The 13309-nt window shown below is 67.0% G+C and carries 13 protein-coding genes and 1 tRNA gene; 5 read left to right on the forward strand and 9 right to left on the reverse strand.

The genetic code is table 11. From position 1 onward, the window contains the following. Positions 1–93: 93 nt before the first annotated feature. The 4 genes from BMZ25_RS10930 (at position 94) to BMZ25_RS10945 (ending at position 4400) form a co-directional block, all read left to right on the forward strand. On the forward strand, positions 94–1578 hold the full coding sequence (locus BMZ25_RS10930; RefSeq protein ID WP_092693449.1) for an AMP nucleosidase: 1485 nt from the start codon (positions 94–96) through the stop codon (positions 1576–1578). Positions 1579–1713: 135 nt separating this feature from the next. Beyond that, a complete protein-coding gene (locus BMZ25_RS10935; protein WP_092693450.1) occupies positions 1714–2001 on the forward strand; it encodes an HU family DNA-binding protein in 288 nt (95 codons plus the stop codon). A gap of 152 nt (positions 2002–2153) precedes the next feature. Continuing rightward, positions 2154–3482: an MBL fold metallo-hydrolase gene (locus tag BMZ25_RS10940; RefSeq protein WP_092693451.1), complete on the forward strand. Its 1329-nt coding sequence runs from the start codon at positions 2154–2156 to the stop codon at positions 3480–3482. Between the two features lie 27 nt (positions 3483–3509). Further along, the gene (locus BMZ25_RS10945) at positions 3510–4400 is read left to right on the forward strand and encodes a DMT family transporter (protein WP_092693452.1); all 891 of its coding nucleotides are present in this window, start codon (positions 3510–3512) and stop codon (positions 4398–4400) included. Here the strand turns inward: BMZ25_RS10945 and BMZ25_RS10950 are convergent. The 8 genes from BMZ25_RS10950 to dapF all read right to left on the reverse strand — a co-directional run bounded on the left by BMZ25_RS10950 (position 4389) and on the right by dapF (position 12374). Beyond that, complete coding sequence (locus BMZ25_RS10950; RefSeq protein ID WP_092693453.1) at positions 4389–5333, reverse strand: AEC family transporter; 945 nt, start codon at positions 5331–5333, stop codon at positions 4389–4391. The genes BMZ25_RS10945 and BMZ25_RS10950 overlap by 12 nt on opposite strands. 1 nt (position 5334) lies before the next feature. Continuing rightward, positions 5335–6444: a chorismate synthase gene (aroC, locus tag BMZ25_RS10955; RefSeq protein ID WP_092693454.1), complete on the reverse strand. Its 1110-nt coding sequence runs from the start codon at positions 6442–6444 to the stop codon at positions 5335–5337. 150 nt (positions 6445–6594) lie between these two features. After that, positions 6595–7449 carry a cytochrome c1 gene (locus BMZ25_RS10960; protein WP_092693455.1) on the reverse strand — a complete coding sequence of 285 codons (855 nt, stop codon included), beginning with the start codon at positions 7447–7449 and terminating at the stop codon, positions 6595–6597. A 14-nt stretch (positions 7450–7463) separates the two neighbouring features. Beyond that, positions 7464–8807: a cytochrome b gene (locus tag BMZ25_RS10965; RefSeq protein ID WP_092693456.1), complete on the reverse strand. Its 1344-nt coding sequence runs from the start codon at positions 8805–8807 to the stop codon at positions 7464–7466. Positions 8808–8819: 12 nt separating this feature from the next. After that, positions 8820–9398, reverse strand: coding sequence for a ubiquinol-cytochrome c reductase iron-sulfur subunit (gene petA, locus BMZ25_RS10970; protein ID WP_092693487.1), 579 nt, complete (start codon positions 9396–9398; stop codon positions 8820–8822). A 178-nt stretch (positions 9399–9576) separates the two neighbouring features. Continuing rightward, positions 9577–10185 carry a glutathione S-transferase gene (locus BMZ25_RS10975; RefSeq protein ID WP_092693457.1) on the reverse strand — a complete coding sequence of 203 codons (609 nt, stop codon included), beginning with the start codon at positions 10183–10185 and terminating at the stop codon, positions 9577–9579. Between the two features lie 99 nt (positions 10186–10284). Continuing rightward, positions 10285–11538, reverse strand: a complete 1254-nt coding sequence (gene mtaB, locus BMZ25_RS10980; protein ID WP_092693458.1) for a tRNA (N(6)-L-threonylcarbamoyladenosine(37)-C(2))-methylthiotransferase MtaB — start codon at positions 11536–11538, stop codon at positions 10285–10287. Further along, positions 11535–12374, reverse strand: a complete 840-nt coding sequence (gene dapF / locus BMZ25_RS10985; RefSeq protein WP_235859839.1) for a diaminopimelate epimerase — start codon at positions 12372–12374, stop codon at positions 11535–11537. The genes mtaB and dapF overlap by 4 nt, the downstream gene beginning before the upstream one ends. A gap of 109 nt (positions 12375–12483) precedes the next feature. On the opposite strand from dapF, the gene BMZ25_RS10990 reads away from it, so the two are divergent. Further along, a tRNA-Lys gene (locus BMZ25_RS10990) sits at positions 12484–12559 on the forward strand. Positions 12560–12979: 420 nt separating this feature from the next. Here the strand turns inward: BMZ25_RS10990 and BMZ25_RS10995 are convergent. Next, positions 12980–13309, reverse strand: a 330-nt coding sequence (locus tag BMZ25_RS10995; RefSeq protein ID WP_092693459.1) for an FCD domain-containing protein, incomplete at its 5' end; no start/stop codon positions are given.

Below are 13309 nucleotides of genomic sequence, written 5' to 3' on the forward strand. Positions count from 1 at the left end.
GTCATGCCGCCGGGTTTCGCGGCTGGGCGCTTGTGGCACGGGGGCGGATCGCGGTATCGCTCGGCCAATTACGCCGGCCCGAGGAGCGCCCCGATGAACATCCGCCAGCCGAATCTTCCCGTCGTCAGCCCGCCGATGCCCGAGCCCGAGAGCTTTTCGGATCCGGCGGCGGCCGTCGACCGGCTGATGGAGCTTTACGACGGCGCCACCGCCTTCCTGCGCGAGCGGTTTTCCGAGACGGTGAAGGCGGGACACCCGCAGGCACGCTACCGCGCCTTCTATCCCGAGATCCGCATCTCGACGACCACCTTCGCCAGCACCGACAGCAGGCTGAGCTTCGGTCACGTCGCCTCGCCCGGTGTCTACTCGACGACGATCACCCGGCCCGACCTGTTCGGGAACTACCTGCGCCAGCAGATCGGCCTGCTGATGAAGAACCATGGGGTCCCGGTCACGATCGGCCCGTCGATCACGCCGATGCCGATCCACTTCGCCGTCTCGGGCGAGGCCGAGGTCGCGATTCCGCAGGAAGGTGTGCTGGACTTCACGCTGCGGGACGTCTTCGACGTGCCGGACCTGACCACCACCCATGACGATATCGTCAACGGCGAGGGCTACGTCCACGGCGACGGCTCTTTCCCGCTGGCCGCCTTCACCGCGCAGCGGATCGACTATTCGCTGGCGCGGCTGTCGCACTATACCGCGACGGCGGCCGACCATTTCCAGAACCACGTCCTGTTCACGAACTACCAGTTCTACATCGACGAATTCGAAGTCTACGCCCGCGCGGCGCTGGACGATCCCGATAGCGGCTATACCGCCTTCGTCGGGCCAGGCAACGCCACGATCACCAGCGGCGACGGCAAGCTGGCCGCGCCCGCCAAGCTGCCGCAGATGCCGTCCTATCACCTCAAGCGCGAGGACGGCTCGGGCATCACGCTGGTCAATATCGGTGTCGGCCCGTCGAACGCCAAGACGGCAACCGACCACATCGCCGTGCTGCGGCCCCATGCCTGGCTGATGGTCGGGCATTGCGCGGGCCTGCGGAATTCGCAGCGGCTGGGGGACTTCGTGCTGGCCCACGCCTATCTGCGCGAGGATCACGTTCTGGACGACGATCTGCCGACGTGGGTGCCGATCCCGGCGCTGGCCGAGATCCAGGTCGCGCTGGAGAATGCCGTCGAAACCGTGACCGAGCTGGAAGGCTACGAGCTGAAGCGGATCATGCGGACCGGCACGGTCGCGACGATCGACAATCGCAACTGGGAACTGCGCGACCAGTCCGGCCCGGTGCAGCGCCTCAGCCAGAGCCGGGCGGTGGCCCTGGACATGGAAAGCGCGACCATCGCGGCGAACGGGTTCCGCTTCCGCGTGCCCTACGGCACGCTTCTGTGCGTGTCCGACAAGCCCCTTCACGGAGAGCTGAAGCTGCCCGGCATGGCGTCGGATTTCTACCGCACGCAGGTCGCGCGGCACCTTCTGATCGGGGTTCGGGCGATGGAGTCGCTGCACGACATGCCGCTGGAGAAACTCCATTCGCGGAAGCTGCGCTCCTTCGAGGAGACGGCATTTCTGTAAAATTCCGGCGAAAATAGGCCACAAAATGCGCTGCAGGCCTTGTTTTGCTGACACTAATAGTTGTGCCGGACCGCAAGATACCGTTAGATTCCCGGAAATGGCCCACTGACAGGGCGCGACGAGGAGAGCGAAAGAATGTCGAAACCGTTGACGAAAACACAGCTTGTGGCCGCCCTGTCGGACGAGATGGGTTCTGACAAGAAGACCGCCGGCGAAGCGCTGGACGCGATCACCTCGGTGATCACCAAGGAAGTCGCCAACGGCGGCGCGGTCACGCTGCCGGGCGTCGGCAAGATCTACTGCCGCGAGCGTCCCGAGCGGATGGTCCGCAACCCCGCCACGGGCGAGCAGATCAAGAAGGACGCCGACAAGGTGGTCAAGATGACCATCGCCAAGGCCCTCAAGGACAGCGTCAACGGCTGATCTCCGAAAGAGTTACCTCGTGAGGAGGGTCGTCCCACACCGGGGCGGCCCTCTTTTGTTCGTGAGGCCCCTTCTGCCCGCCCCGGCTTGCAGTCGCCCCGCGCGCCGCGATATTGCCGGTACAACCCCATGACCGGGACGGAGATCCGCGCATGCGACTGACCCATCTGCAATCCTCGACCGAACTCGTCGAAATCGGCGGCACCCGGATCCTGACCGATCCGTGGCTGGTCGATGGCGAGTACTACGGCAGCTGGTATCATTACCCGCCGCTGCCGATGGCGCCCGAGGACCTGAAGTATGACTATATCTACATCAGTCATATCCATCCCGATCACATGAGCCGACGCACGCTGGAGCGGCTGGACCGCTCCAAGCCCGTGCTGATCCACAATTTCGATGAGAAGTTCCTGAAGCGGAACATCGAGTCGCTCGGCTACGAGGTGATCGAGCTGGATCATGGCGCCCCGTTCGAGCTGCCCGGCGGTGGACGGATCGAGATCTGGGCCGCCGACAACTGCGACCCGGAGCTCTGCGCCAAGTTCATCGGCTGCGCGCCGGTCGAGTCCAAGTTCAAGTTCACGCAGATCGACAGCCTGTGCGTAATGACCGACGGCGAGCGGGTGATCCTGAACACCAACGATTGCCCCTTCGACCTGTCGCGCACGGTGGTGGAGCGTATCCTCGATCGCTACGGCAAGATCGACCTGCTGCTCGTGGGCTATGCCGGGGCGGGCCCGTTCCCGCAGTGCTTCGCGTTCTCGGACGACACGGCCAAGCGCAAGGCGGCCGACCGCAAGCGGGACCAGTTCATCGCGCAGGCGATCAAGTACATCGAGGCGACCGACCCGGTGGCCTACATGCCCTTTGCGGGGACCTACGTTCTGGGCGGCCGGCTGGCCGATCTGAACGACAAGCGCGGCGTGCCGCCGCTGGACGATGCGCTGCAGCGGATCGAGGCGGGGCTGTGCAAGACCGGCCGCGGGTTCCTGCTGAACGCCGGGGTCGGCTATGATCTCGAGACGGGGCTGCCCGACGCGCCCTACGAGTCCAACGATCCCGAGCGGATGGAGGCGTTCGTCAACGCGACGAAGGCCGCGCCCTACGACTACGACGCCGACACCCCGCAGGACGAGGATGCGCTGCTCGCACAGGCGAAAGTGGCGCATGAACGCTTCGTCCGGACCGCGCAGAACATCGGCTACGACTCGGAAACGCGCATCGTTCTGCGTGACGGCGAAGGCTTCTCGGTCAGCTTCGACGCGACCAACGCGCCCGAACCGATCGCCGAGGACGAGGTCGAGACGCTGCCGGCCTTCGTCGAGATCACGGTCGATCGCCGCCTTCTGGGGCGTCTGCTGAAGGGGCCGCGCTACGCGCATTGGAACAATGCCGAGATCGGGTCGCACCTGCGGTACCGGCGGGTGCCCGACACGTTCGAGCGGGGCCTCTACTACTGCATGTCGTCGTTCTGTGCCTGAGTTTTCCCTGACCGCGGCAGGTGCCTGATGGATATTCGCGCGCTCCTGATGGGCCTCGCCTTCGCGGTGATGTGGTCTTCGGCCTTCACCTCGGCCCGGATGATCGTGACCGAGGCGCCGCCGCTCACGGCGCTGGCGCTCCGCTTCCTGATCTCCGGCCTGATCGGCGTGGGGATCGCGCTGGCGATGGGGCAGTCATGGCGGCTGACCCGTGGCCAGTGGAAGGCGACGATCCTGTTCGGCCTCTGTCAGAACAGCCTCTACCTGGGGTTCAACTTCGTCGCGATGCAGACGGTGCAGGCCAGCCTAGCGGCCATCATCGCCTCGACCATGCCGCTTCTGGTGGCGTTGGTCGGGTGGCTCGCCTTCGGGCAGGCGGTACGGCGCCTTGGCGTGGCCGGGCTGGTCGCCGGCTTCGTCGGAGTCGCGCTGATCATGGGCGCCCGGATCGGCGGCGGCGTCGATCTGTTCGGGCTGATGCTGTGCTGCGCCGGCGTGCTGGCGCTGACGCTGGCGACGCTGTCGGTGCGTGGCGCATCCTCGGGGGGCAACGTCCTGATGATCGTGGGCCTGCAGATGCTGATCGGCAGCGCGGCGCTCGGCGTCGCGGCGATCGCGCTCGAAGAGTGGCAGGTCGACTGGAGCCCGCGTCTGGTCGCGGCGTTCTTCTACACGACGCTGGTGCCCGGATTGCTGGCGACCTTCACTTGGTTCGTCCTCGTCCGCCGCATTGGCGCCGTCAAGGCGGCGACGTTCCACTTTCTCAACCCGTTCCTCGGCGTGCTGATCGCAGCGGTGTTCCTGGGCGAACGGCTGGGGCCGCTGGACGTGATCGGTGTTGCGGTGATCGCCGCGGGCATCCTTGCGGTGCAGCTGTCGAAGGTGGCGCCTCAGCAGGCGGCAGCGTCAGGTCAATAACACCAGAAGTGCGTTCACTGTCAGGAACGCGCCTGCCGTCGCCGTCAGCAGCGCGATCGACGCCACGCCGTCGTGGCCGTAGGGTTGCGCGAGGATGGCGTAGATCCCGAGCATCGGCATCGCGGCAGACAGCACGACCGCCGCCTTCAGCTCGGCGTCGAGCGCCGGAAGCCCCAGCGCGGGCAGGACCAGCAGCATCAGGGCGATCATCGCGGGATGCAGCAGCAGCTTGCCGCCCGCGATGAGCCCGGCCAGCGCCCGTTCGCCGCGCATTGGCAGGCCATAGAGCGTGCCGCCCACGACGACCAGCGCCAGCGCGCTGGCCGAGGCCGCCAGAATGTCGGCCAGCCGCGTCAGCCCGGTCGGAAGCGGCAGGCCGCTGACCGACACAGCGAGCCCCAGCAGCAGGCCGATGACAAAGGGGCGGGTCACGACGCTCCACGCGACACTGCCGAGCACGGCGAGGGGGCCGCGCCCCTCCTGCGGGCGGGACATGTCGAGAAGCGCGAGCGAGAGCGGAACGCAGAGAAAATTCTCGATGATCACGTTCTGCGCCAGTACCGTGGCTGCGATGTCCGGCATCGCCAGCAGCAGGATCGGGTAGCCGACATAGCCAGAGTTCGGACAGGACATGCCCATGACCCCGACCGCACGCCGCGCGGGACCGGTGCCCGTGGCCCGCAGTGCGCCATAGCCGATCACGATGGTGACGAGCGACCCCAGAGCGTAGACCGCCAGGTAGGTGGGGTGCAGCACCTCGCCGAGGTCGCGCGTCGCCACGGCCGAGAACAGCAGCGCCGGCAGCGCGATGTTGACGACGTACCGCCCCAGAACGCGAAGATCCGCGGCGGTGAACAGGCCGATGGCGACGGCCCCGTACCCGATCCCGATCGTGGCGAAGATCGGGAAGGTGATCGACAGGATGTCGAGCATGTCAGCTCGGGCCGATCGCGCCCCGCGGCCCGTCTCCGACCTGGCCGCGATGCAGCAGCAGGTGGTCCAGCAGGACGCAGGCGACCATCGCCTCGGCGACGGGCACCGCGCGGATGCCGACGCAGGGGTCGTGGCGGCCCTTCGTGACGATCTCGGCAGGCTCGCCTTGCTTGGTGATCGTCTTGCGTGGGGTCAGGATCGAGCTGGTCGGCTTGACGGCAAAGCGCAGAACGACGTCCTGCCCGGTCGAGATGCCGCCCAGAATACCGCCCGCATGGTTCGAGTTGTAGACCGGCCCGTCCGGGCCCATCGCGATCTCGTCGGCGTTGGTGCTGCCGGTGAGGCCGGCGGCCGCCATGCCCTCGCCGATCTCGACCCCCTTCACCGCGTTGATCGACATCAGGGCCGCAGTCAGGTCGGTGTCGAGCTTGCCGTAGACGGGGGCGCCCAGCCCCACCGGAACGCCGCGCGCCGTGACTTCGATCAGCGCGCCGGCGCTGTCGCCGGACTTGCGCAGATCGTCGAGATACCCGGCCCAGGTCTCGGCCGCCTGCGCATCGGGGGTCCAGAACGGGTTGCGCGCGATCTGGTCCCAATCGAACCGCTCGCGGTCGATGCCGTGCGGCCCCATGCCGACCATGTAGCCGGTGACGGCGAGGCCAGGCGCCAGTTCTGCCAGCGCCGCCCGCGCCAGGCCGCCCGCGGCCACCCGCGCCGCCGTTTCCCGCGCCGAGGACCGGCCGCCGCCGCGATAGTCGCGGATGCCGTACTTCTGCCAGTAGGTGATGTCGGCGTGACCGGGCCGGAATTTCTCGGCGATGTCGCCGTAATCCTTCGACCGCTGATCGGTGTTGCGGATCATCAGCTGCACCGGGGTGCCGGTGGTCTGTCCCTCGAACACGCCGGACAGGATCTCGACCTCGTCGGCTTCCTTGCGCTGGGTCGTGTACTTGTTCTGGCCCGGTTTGCGGCGGTCCATCCAGTGCTGGATGTCGGTCTCGTTCACCGGCACGCCGGGTGGGCAGCCGTCGATTGTGGCGCCCAGGGCGGGGCCGTGGCTTTCGCCCCAAGTGGTGACGCGGAACAGGTGGCCGAAGGTATTGAGGCTCATTGCGGCGGGAGCTCCCGGTTATTCATCGCCTTGCTAGACGTGGGGGCAGAGGGGCTCAAGCGGTTTCGGGCCAGGCGGTGAAGGGGGTGGGAAACGAAAAAGGGCGCGCCCGAAAGGCGCGCCCCATGTCTGCGTCAGGCTGGGCCCGGCTCACTCGGCCGACTTGTCGCCCTCGTGCCGATGCTTGATCGGCGCCCAGATCCGCTTGTTGGTGAGGTACAGCAGCACCGCCAGCACCGACAGCATCAACACGCCGGTAAAGCCGGCCTGCTTGCGTGCCGCCAGTTTCGGCTCGGCCGTCCACATCAGGAAGGCCGACACGTCCTTGGACAGGCTCTCCAGATCGGTCGGCGCATCGGTGTCGAACGACACGTCGTCGCCGTAGAGCGGCGGAGGCATCGCGATCCAGCCGCCGGGAAAGGCGGTGTTCTCGTAGAGGGTCGCCCCGGCCTGCGTGCGTTGCTCGCCGGTGTACCCGGTCATCAGCGAGGCGATGTATTCCGGACCGCCCATTCCCTTGAGGAACTGGTTGATGCCCAGGCCGTAGGGCCCGTGGAAGCCGGCTCGCGCCTTGGCCATCAGGCTGAGGTCGGGCGCGTTCGCCATCGAGCTTTCGGGGAAGGTGTCAGTGGGCGTGGCCGGGCGGAAGTCGCCCTGACCGTCGGCCATCGTCGGATCCCAGATCTCGAAGAACTCGGCATAGGCCCGAACCTGCGCATCCGGCAGGTTCGGGCCGCTCTCGTCACCGACACTGCGAATCGGCACGAACTTGAGCCCGTGGCACGACGAGCAGACCTCGGTATAGACCTTCATCCCCCGCTGCAGCTGCGCCTGGTCGTAGGTGCCGAACGGCCCCTCGAACGGGAAGCTGTAGTCGGTGATGTGGCTTTCCTCGTGGCCGCCACCGCCGCCACCCTCTTCTTCGCCGTGGTCGTCCTGGGCCAGTGCCGGGCCGGCGACGAGGCCGAGCGCCAGTGTCGCGGCGAGCGCGAATTTATCGAACATGCGTCGGTCCTTTCTCACTCGGCCGGTTTGACGACGGTTTCGGTGCCGCCGGTCGCCGGCGCGTAGTGCGCGTCGAAGTCTTCCTCGATGGTCTTGGGCTGCGGCAGCGGCTTCTCGAAGACACCGAGCAGCGGCAGGATCACGAGGAAATAGGCGAACCAGTAGGCCGCGCCGATCAGCGAGATCGAGGCGTAGGGCTCTTCCGCCGGCATCGCGCCGCACCACATCAGCACGACGAAGTCGATGACCAGCAGCGCGAACCACCACTTGAACTGCGGCCGGAAGCGTCCCGAGCGGACCGACGAGGTATCGAGCCACGGCACCAGCGCCATCACCGCGATCGCGCCGAACATCGCCAGCACGCCGAAGAACTTGGCGTCGATGATGCCGCCGGTAATGAAGCTCGCGATCTGGACGACCCAGACCTCGGAGGTGAACGCACGCAGGATCGCGTAGAACGGGAGGAAGTACCATTCCGGCACGATGTGCGACGGCGTCGCCATCGGGTTCGCCTCGATGTAGTTGTCGGGGTGTCCCAGATAGTTGGGCATGAAGCCGACGATGGCGAAGAACACCGCGAGGATCACGGCAAGGGCGAACAGGTCCTTCAGTACGAAGTAGGGCCAGAACGGGACGGTGTCCTTCTTGGCCTCTTCCTTGGAGGTGCGTCGAACTTCCACGCCGGTCGGGTTGTTGTTGCCCGTCGAGTGGAACGCCCAGATGTGCACGACGACGAGCCCGGCGATCAGGAACGGCATCAGGTAGTGCAGCGAGAAGAAGCGCGTCAGGGTGTATTCACCCACCGCGGGCCCGCCGAGAAGCCACGTCTGCAGCGTCTCGCCCACGAAGGGGATCGCGCCGAACAGGCCGGTGATCACGGTGGCGCCCCAGAACGACATCTGGCCCCACGGCAGCACGTAGCCCATGAACGCGGTCGCCATCATCAGCAGGTAGATCAGGATGCCGATGATCCACGTGACCTCGCGCGGCTCTTTGTACGAACCGTAGTAGAGGCCGCGGAAGATGTGGGCGTAGACCGCCACGAAGAACAGCGACGCGCCGTTCGCGTGGATATAGCGCAGCGCCCAGCCGCCGTTCACGTCGCGCATGATGTGCTCGACGCTGGCGAAGGCGGTCTCGGTCGACGGGACGTAGTGCATCACCAGCGTGATGCCGGTGATGATCTGCAGCGCCAGGGTAAAGGTCAGGACGATCCCCCAGATCCACATCCAGTTGAGGTTCTTGGGAGTGGGGATCATCAGCGTGTCGTAGAGTAGGCCAACCACGGGCAGGCGGCGGTGAAGCCACTTCTCGCCACCCGTCTTGGGCTCGTAATGATCGTGCGGAATTCCGGCCATCTGTCGTCCTCCTCAGCCCAGAACGATCGTCGATTCGTCGGCGAAGGCCGCCACCGGAACCGGCAGGTTTTCAGGTGCCGGACCCCTGCGGATTCGTCCGGCGGTGTCGTAGTGCGAGCCGTGGCACGGGCAGAACCAGCCGCCGAAATCGCCGGCCTCGCCCAGCGGCACACAGCCCAGGTGGGTGCACACGCCCATCATCACCAGCCACTCTTCCGAGCCTTCGGTGCCCTCGGACGTCGCCAGCGCGCGGTTCGCGTCGGTCGCGGGCGCTTCGCCCTGGATGTTGGCGTTGCGCGCGACCGGATCCGGCAGCGACGAGACGTCGACTTCATTCGCGGCGTTGATTTCTTCCTCGGTGCGGCGGCGGATGAAGACCGGCTTGCCCAGCCACTGCACCGTCAGCTGGGTGCCCTGGTCGATACCGCTGATGTCGACACGGATCGAGGACAACGCCTGCACGTCGGCGGAGGGGTTCATCTGGTTGATAAGAGGCCACACGGCGGCACCTGTGACAACGGCCCCGGCTCCGGCGGTCGCGTAGAACAGGAAATCCCGGCGCGTGCCTGCGTGGTCTTCAGCGTGGGACACGAGATTCTCCATGGCAAAGCCCGGCGCGTCCGGGCGGACGAATAACGGGGGGCGCGCAGCAGCGCGCCCGAGATGTGCCTCTCTCTATCGGCGTGCCATGGCTGCGTCCAGACGACATTCGAGCGCAGATACGCGGCCGTGGCCGGAAAACCCGATAATGTGGACAGGTTTGTGCGGATCAGGCCGCCGGGGGTTGCGTCGCCTGCATCGACTCGCGCGCCTCGATCTTGGCGAACCACTCGGCAAGCGGGGCGTGCCCCGCGCGCCAGTTGCGGTCGCCGTGGCGGAAATCGACATAGGCCAGCGCGCAGGCCAGCGCGATCTGCCCCATGTCGAGCCGTCCGGCGAGGTGGCTCATCCAGCGCGTCTCGAGCGCGTCGAGACTGCGGGCGATCTTGCCCCATTGTCCGTCGACCCACTCCTGCGAGCGCATCTCCGCGGGCCGGAAGCGGGCCTCGTAGGTCATCAGCACGGCGGCATCCATTATGCCGTCGGCCGTCGCCTCGAGCGTCAGGACGTCCCAGATCCGCGTCTCGGGATACAGGCCGGCGTCCCAGTGCGCGTCCAGATACCGGCAGATCACCCGGCTGTCGTACAGCGCCGGACCGTCCGGCCGCTGCAGGGTGGGGATCTTGCCCAGCGGATTGTGCGCCAGCGTCGCATCGCCGGACGTCACGGGCGACACCGTGGCGGGGACCAGCGCGAGATCCCCCACGCGCCCCGCCTCGTGGACAAGTGCCACGACCTTGCGGACGAAGGGTGAGCCGGGGCTGTGGAACAATTGCATCGCGGACCTCCTGAGTGCGGTTGCCGCGACCCTATGGAGCGGTAGACGGAGTGTCCATCGAGGCGCGGTGCCCGTCGCGGCGGGCGGCCGCGATTCGCCTCAGGCCGCGGTCAGGTGGCTTTCGGTGGCGCCGGTGATCTCGGTCTCGACGATCTGGCCGACCGGCTGCTCGGAGTCGAACCGGACTTCGGCGAAGTGTTCGGTGCGGCCCATCCGAGGCGCTTCCATCAGCACGGCGTGGCGGCCGCGCCATCCGGCCATGTGCGCCGCCTGCCGCTCGGACCCGGCGGCGCGCAGTCGGGCGGCGCGATCCTTGATCGTCTTGCGGTCGAGCTGCGGCATCCGGGCTGCCGGCGTCCCTGGCCGAGGTGAGTAGGGGAACACGTGCAGCCATGTCAGGTCGCATTCCTCGACCAGCCTGAGGCTGTCGGCGAAGTGCTCTTCCGTCTCGGTCGGGAAGCCGGCGATGATGTCGGCGCCGAACGTCATGCCGGGGCGCAGCCGCCGCGCCTCTTCGCAGAAGGCGATGGCGTCGTCGCGCAGGTGGCGCCGCTTCATCCGCTTGAGGATCAGGTCGCTGCCGTGCTGGAGCGACAGGTGCATGTGCGGCATCAGCCGCGGCTCGGTCGCGATCGCTTCCATCAGCGCCGGGTCGGCCTCGATCGAGTCGATGGACGATATCCGCAGGCGCGGCAGGTCGGGGACCAGTTTGAGAATGCGCCGCACGAGATCGCCGAGCTGCGGCGTCTGCGGCAGGTCCGCCCCCCAGCTGGTGAGATCCACGCCGGTCAGCACGACCTCGTTGTAGCCGCTTTCGACCAGCCGCTTGATCTGGTCGACCACCACGCCCGCGGGCACGCTGCGCGAATTGCCCCGGCCATAGGGGATGATGCAGAAGGTGCAGCGATGGTCGCAGCCGTTCTGCACCTGGACATAGGCGCGCGAGCGGCTGCCGAAGCCGTCGATCAGGTGCCCGGCGGTCTCGCGCACGGACATGATGTCGTCGACCTGCACCGGCTCGGTCGTGCCGATCAGGTCGGGCGCCATGTTCGCCCAGGTCTCGGGGCGCATCTTCTCGGCATTGCCGACGACGCGGTCGACCTCGTCCATCGCGGCAAAGCTGTCGGGGTCGGTCTGGGCGGCGCAGCCGGTGACGATCAGCGTCGCGCCAGGGTTCTCGCGGCGCAGGCGGCGGATGTCCTGCCGCGCCTTGCGCACGGCCTCGGAGGTGACGGCGCAGGTGTTGACGATCACCGCGTCGTCCAGCCCGGCCTGTTTCGACATCTCTGCCATCGCCTCGGATTCGTAGGCGTTCAGGCGGCAGCCGTGGGTGGCGAAGATCGGCGCGCTCATGCCAGCGCCTCCAGGAAATCGGGTGTCAGAATGCCATCGAAGACATGGGCGGTGGGCCCGGTCATCCAGACCCCGTCCTCGCGCCAGTCTATCTCCAGCGTGCCGCCGTCGACGCGGACGGTCACGTCGCGTCCTGTCAGCCCGCGCCGCGCCGCGGCCACGGCGGCGGCGCAGGAGCACGAGCCCGACGCGAGCGTCACGCCGGTCCCGCGCTCCCATATGCGGAGGCGAATCTCGGAGTCGGACAGAACCTGCACGACCTCGACATTGGTGCGCTCGGGGAACAGCGGATGGTGTTCGTGCGCGGCGCCGAAGGCGGGCACGTCCACGTCCTCGACCGCGGGGACGAAGAACGTGCAATGGGGGTTGCCCATGCCGCAGGCCACGGGGTCGCCCGCGATCGGAAGATGCAGCGTGTCGCAGTGCCGCGCCAGCGGCACCTCGTGCCAGTCCAGCAGCGGAGCCCCCATGTTCACGCGCGTCAGCCCGCCGCCGGCATCCTCGGCCGCGAGCAGCCCGCGCTCGGTCCGCAGCGACAGCGACCGCGCCCCGGTGTCGTCCATCAGGAACCGCGCGATGCAGCGCGTGGCGTTCCCGCAGGCCGCCGAGGGCGAGCCGTCGGCATTGTAGAAGATCAGCCGCGCATCGGCGTCCGGGTCGGGTTCGATCACGGCGAGCTGGTCGAAGCCGACGCCGAAATGCCGGTCGCCGAGCGCGCGGGCAAGCGCAGGCGTCACCGAGGCGCTTCCCGAGCGGCGGTCGATGACGACGAAGTCGTTGCCCAGCCCGTGCATCTTCATGAATCGGGTGGCGGTGGCGGCGGCGGTCTCTGTCATGGCGCGCGTGATGTATCGTGCTCGTGAAAAAAGGAAAAGAGACTGCGTATTTTCCTGCTCCTTTCCGCTTGACGCCCGTTTCTCTCGCGGCTAGCTACGCCGCCTGAGTGGGCCGTTAGCTCAGTTGGTAGAGCAACTGACTTTTAATCAGTGGGTCGCAGGTTCGAATCCTGCACGGCTCACCACTGAAATCAGATAGTTATAGACGGTATCGAGAGCTCCTCGTGAGGTTCGTCCTTGCCTAGTGGCACCGTGGTGGCGCCGTAGCGTTGTCGGTTTCTCTCTATACGCCGAGAAGTCCTTCGGTGGGATCGTGCGACGAGCCCGTTGAAATGGATAGTGCGGGCAGCCGTGGAAGACCGTCACCGCCGGCGCGGCGCTGCCGCGGGCTACCTCCTTTCAACGGTGACTGGGTGCCGCATACCCGACTAGGTGTGACCCAAGGCCAAATGGGCCGACGCCAATGACAAGGCTTCGGTCCTGACTGCTCAATTCGCCCTGTAAGAGAAAGCACCGGTCGAAGGACATAAGGTCGACCAGACGCATTCCCGCGGTGGTCGCTCCTGCAAAGTGGTCTTGGGACTGATCGGGGCAGGGGCGGCCTGTCAGGGTAGGTCGCCCTCGTTCTCGACGTAGTCGGGATAGTCCCTGGCGACCATCTCGGCCATTTTCGGCGTGCGGGACATGTGCTCGCGCATCGCGGCGGCGGCGGCTTCGCCGTCGCCGGCCGCGATCCCGTCGATGATCTGTTCGTGCAGTTGCACGACCCGGCCCATCCCCAGGCTCGGCAGCGCCAGCAGGCGCACGCGGTCGAGATGGCCGCTCTTGCGCTGGAGGATCTGCCACAGGTCCCGGATGCGGGCGTGGTCGAAGATGATCCGGTGGAACGCCTTGTCGGCCTTCTGGAACCCCGGCGCGTCGTCCCGGTCGCGCAT

This window comes from Tranquillimonas rosea, assembly GCF_900111315.1.
Taxonomy (GTDB): domain Bacteria; phylum Pseudomonadota; class Alphaproteobacteria; order Rhodobacterales; family Rhodobacteraceae; genus Tranquillimonas; species Tranquillimonas rosea.

Bases quoted from the DNA above. Each gene is read 5' to 3' on its own strand.
- BMZ25_RS10930 (WP_092693449.1), top strand. From the start codon at position 94: ATGAACATCCGCCAGCCGAATCTTCCCGTCGTCAGCCCGCCGATGCCC.
- BMZ25_RS10935 (WP_092693450.1), top strand. From the start codon at position 1,714: ATGTCGAAACCGTTGACGAAAACACAGCTTGTGGCCGCCCTGTCGGAC.
- BMZ25_RS10940 (WP_092693451.1), top strand. From the start codon at position 2,154: ATGCGACTGACCCATCTGCAATCCTCGACCGAACTCGTCGAAATCGGC.
- BMZ25_RS10945 (WP_092693452.1), top strand. From the start codon at position 3,510: ATGGATATTCGCGCGCTCCTGATGGGCCTCGCCTTCGCGGTGATGTGG.
- BMZ25_RS10950 (WP_092693453.1), bottom strand. From the start codon at position 5,333: ATGCTCGACATCCTGTCGATCACCTTCCCGATCTTCGCCACGATCGGG.
- aroC (WP_092693454.1), bottom strand. From the start codon at position 6,444: ATGAGCCTCAATACCTTCGGCCACCTGTTCCGCGTCACCACTTGGGGC.
- BMZ25_RS10960 (WP_092693455.1), bottom strand. From the start codon at position 7,449: ATGTTCGATAAATTCGCGCTCGCCGCGACACTGGCGCTCGGCCTCGTC.
- BMZ25_RS10965 (WP_092693456.1), bottom strand. From the start codon at position 8,807: ATGGCCGGAATTCCGCACGATCATTACGAGCCCAAGACGGGTGGCGAG.
- BMZ25_RS10975 (WP_092693457.1), bottom strand. From the start codon at position 10,185: ATGCAATTGTTCCACAGCCCCGGCTCACCCTTCGTCCGCAAGGTCGTG.
- mtaB (WP_092693458.1), bottom strand. From the start codon at position 11,538: ATGAGCGCGCCGATCTTCGCCACCCACGGCTGCCGCCTGAACGCCTAC.
- dapF (WP_235859839.1), bottom strand. From the start codon at position 12,374: ATGACAGAGACCGCCGCCGCCACCGCCACCCGATTCATGAAGATGCAC.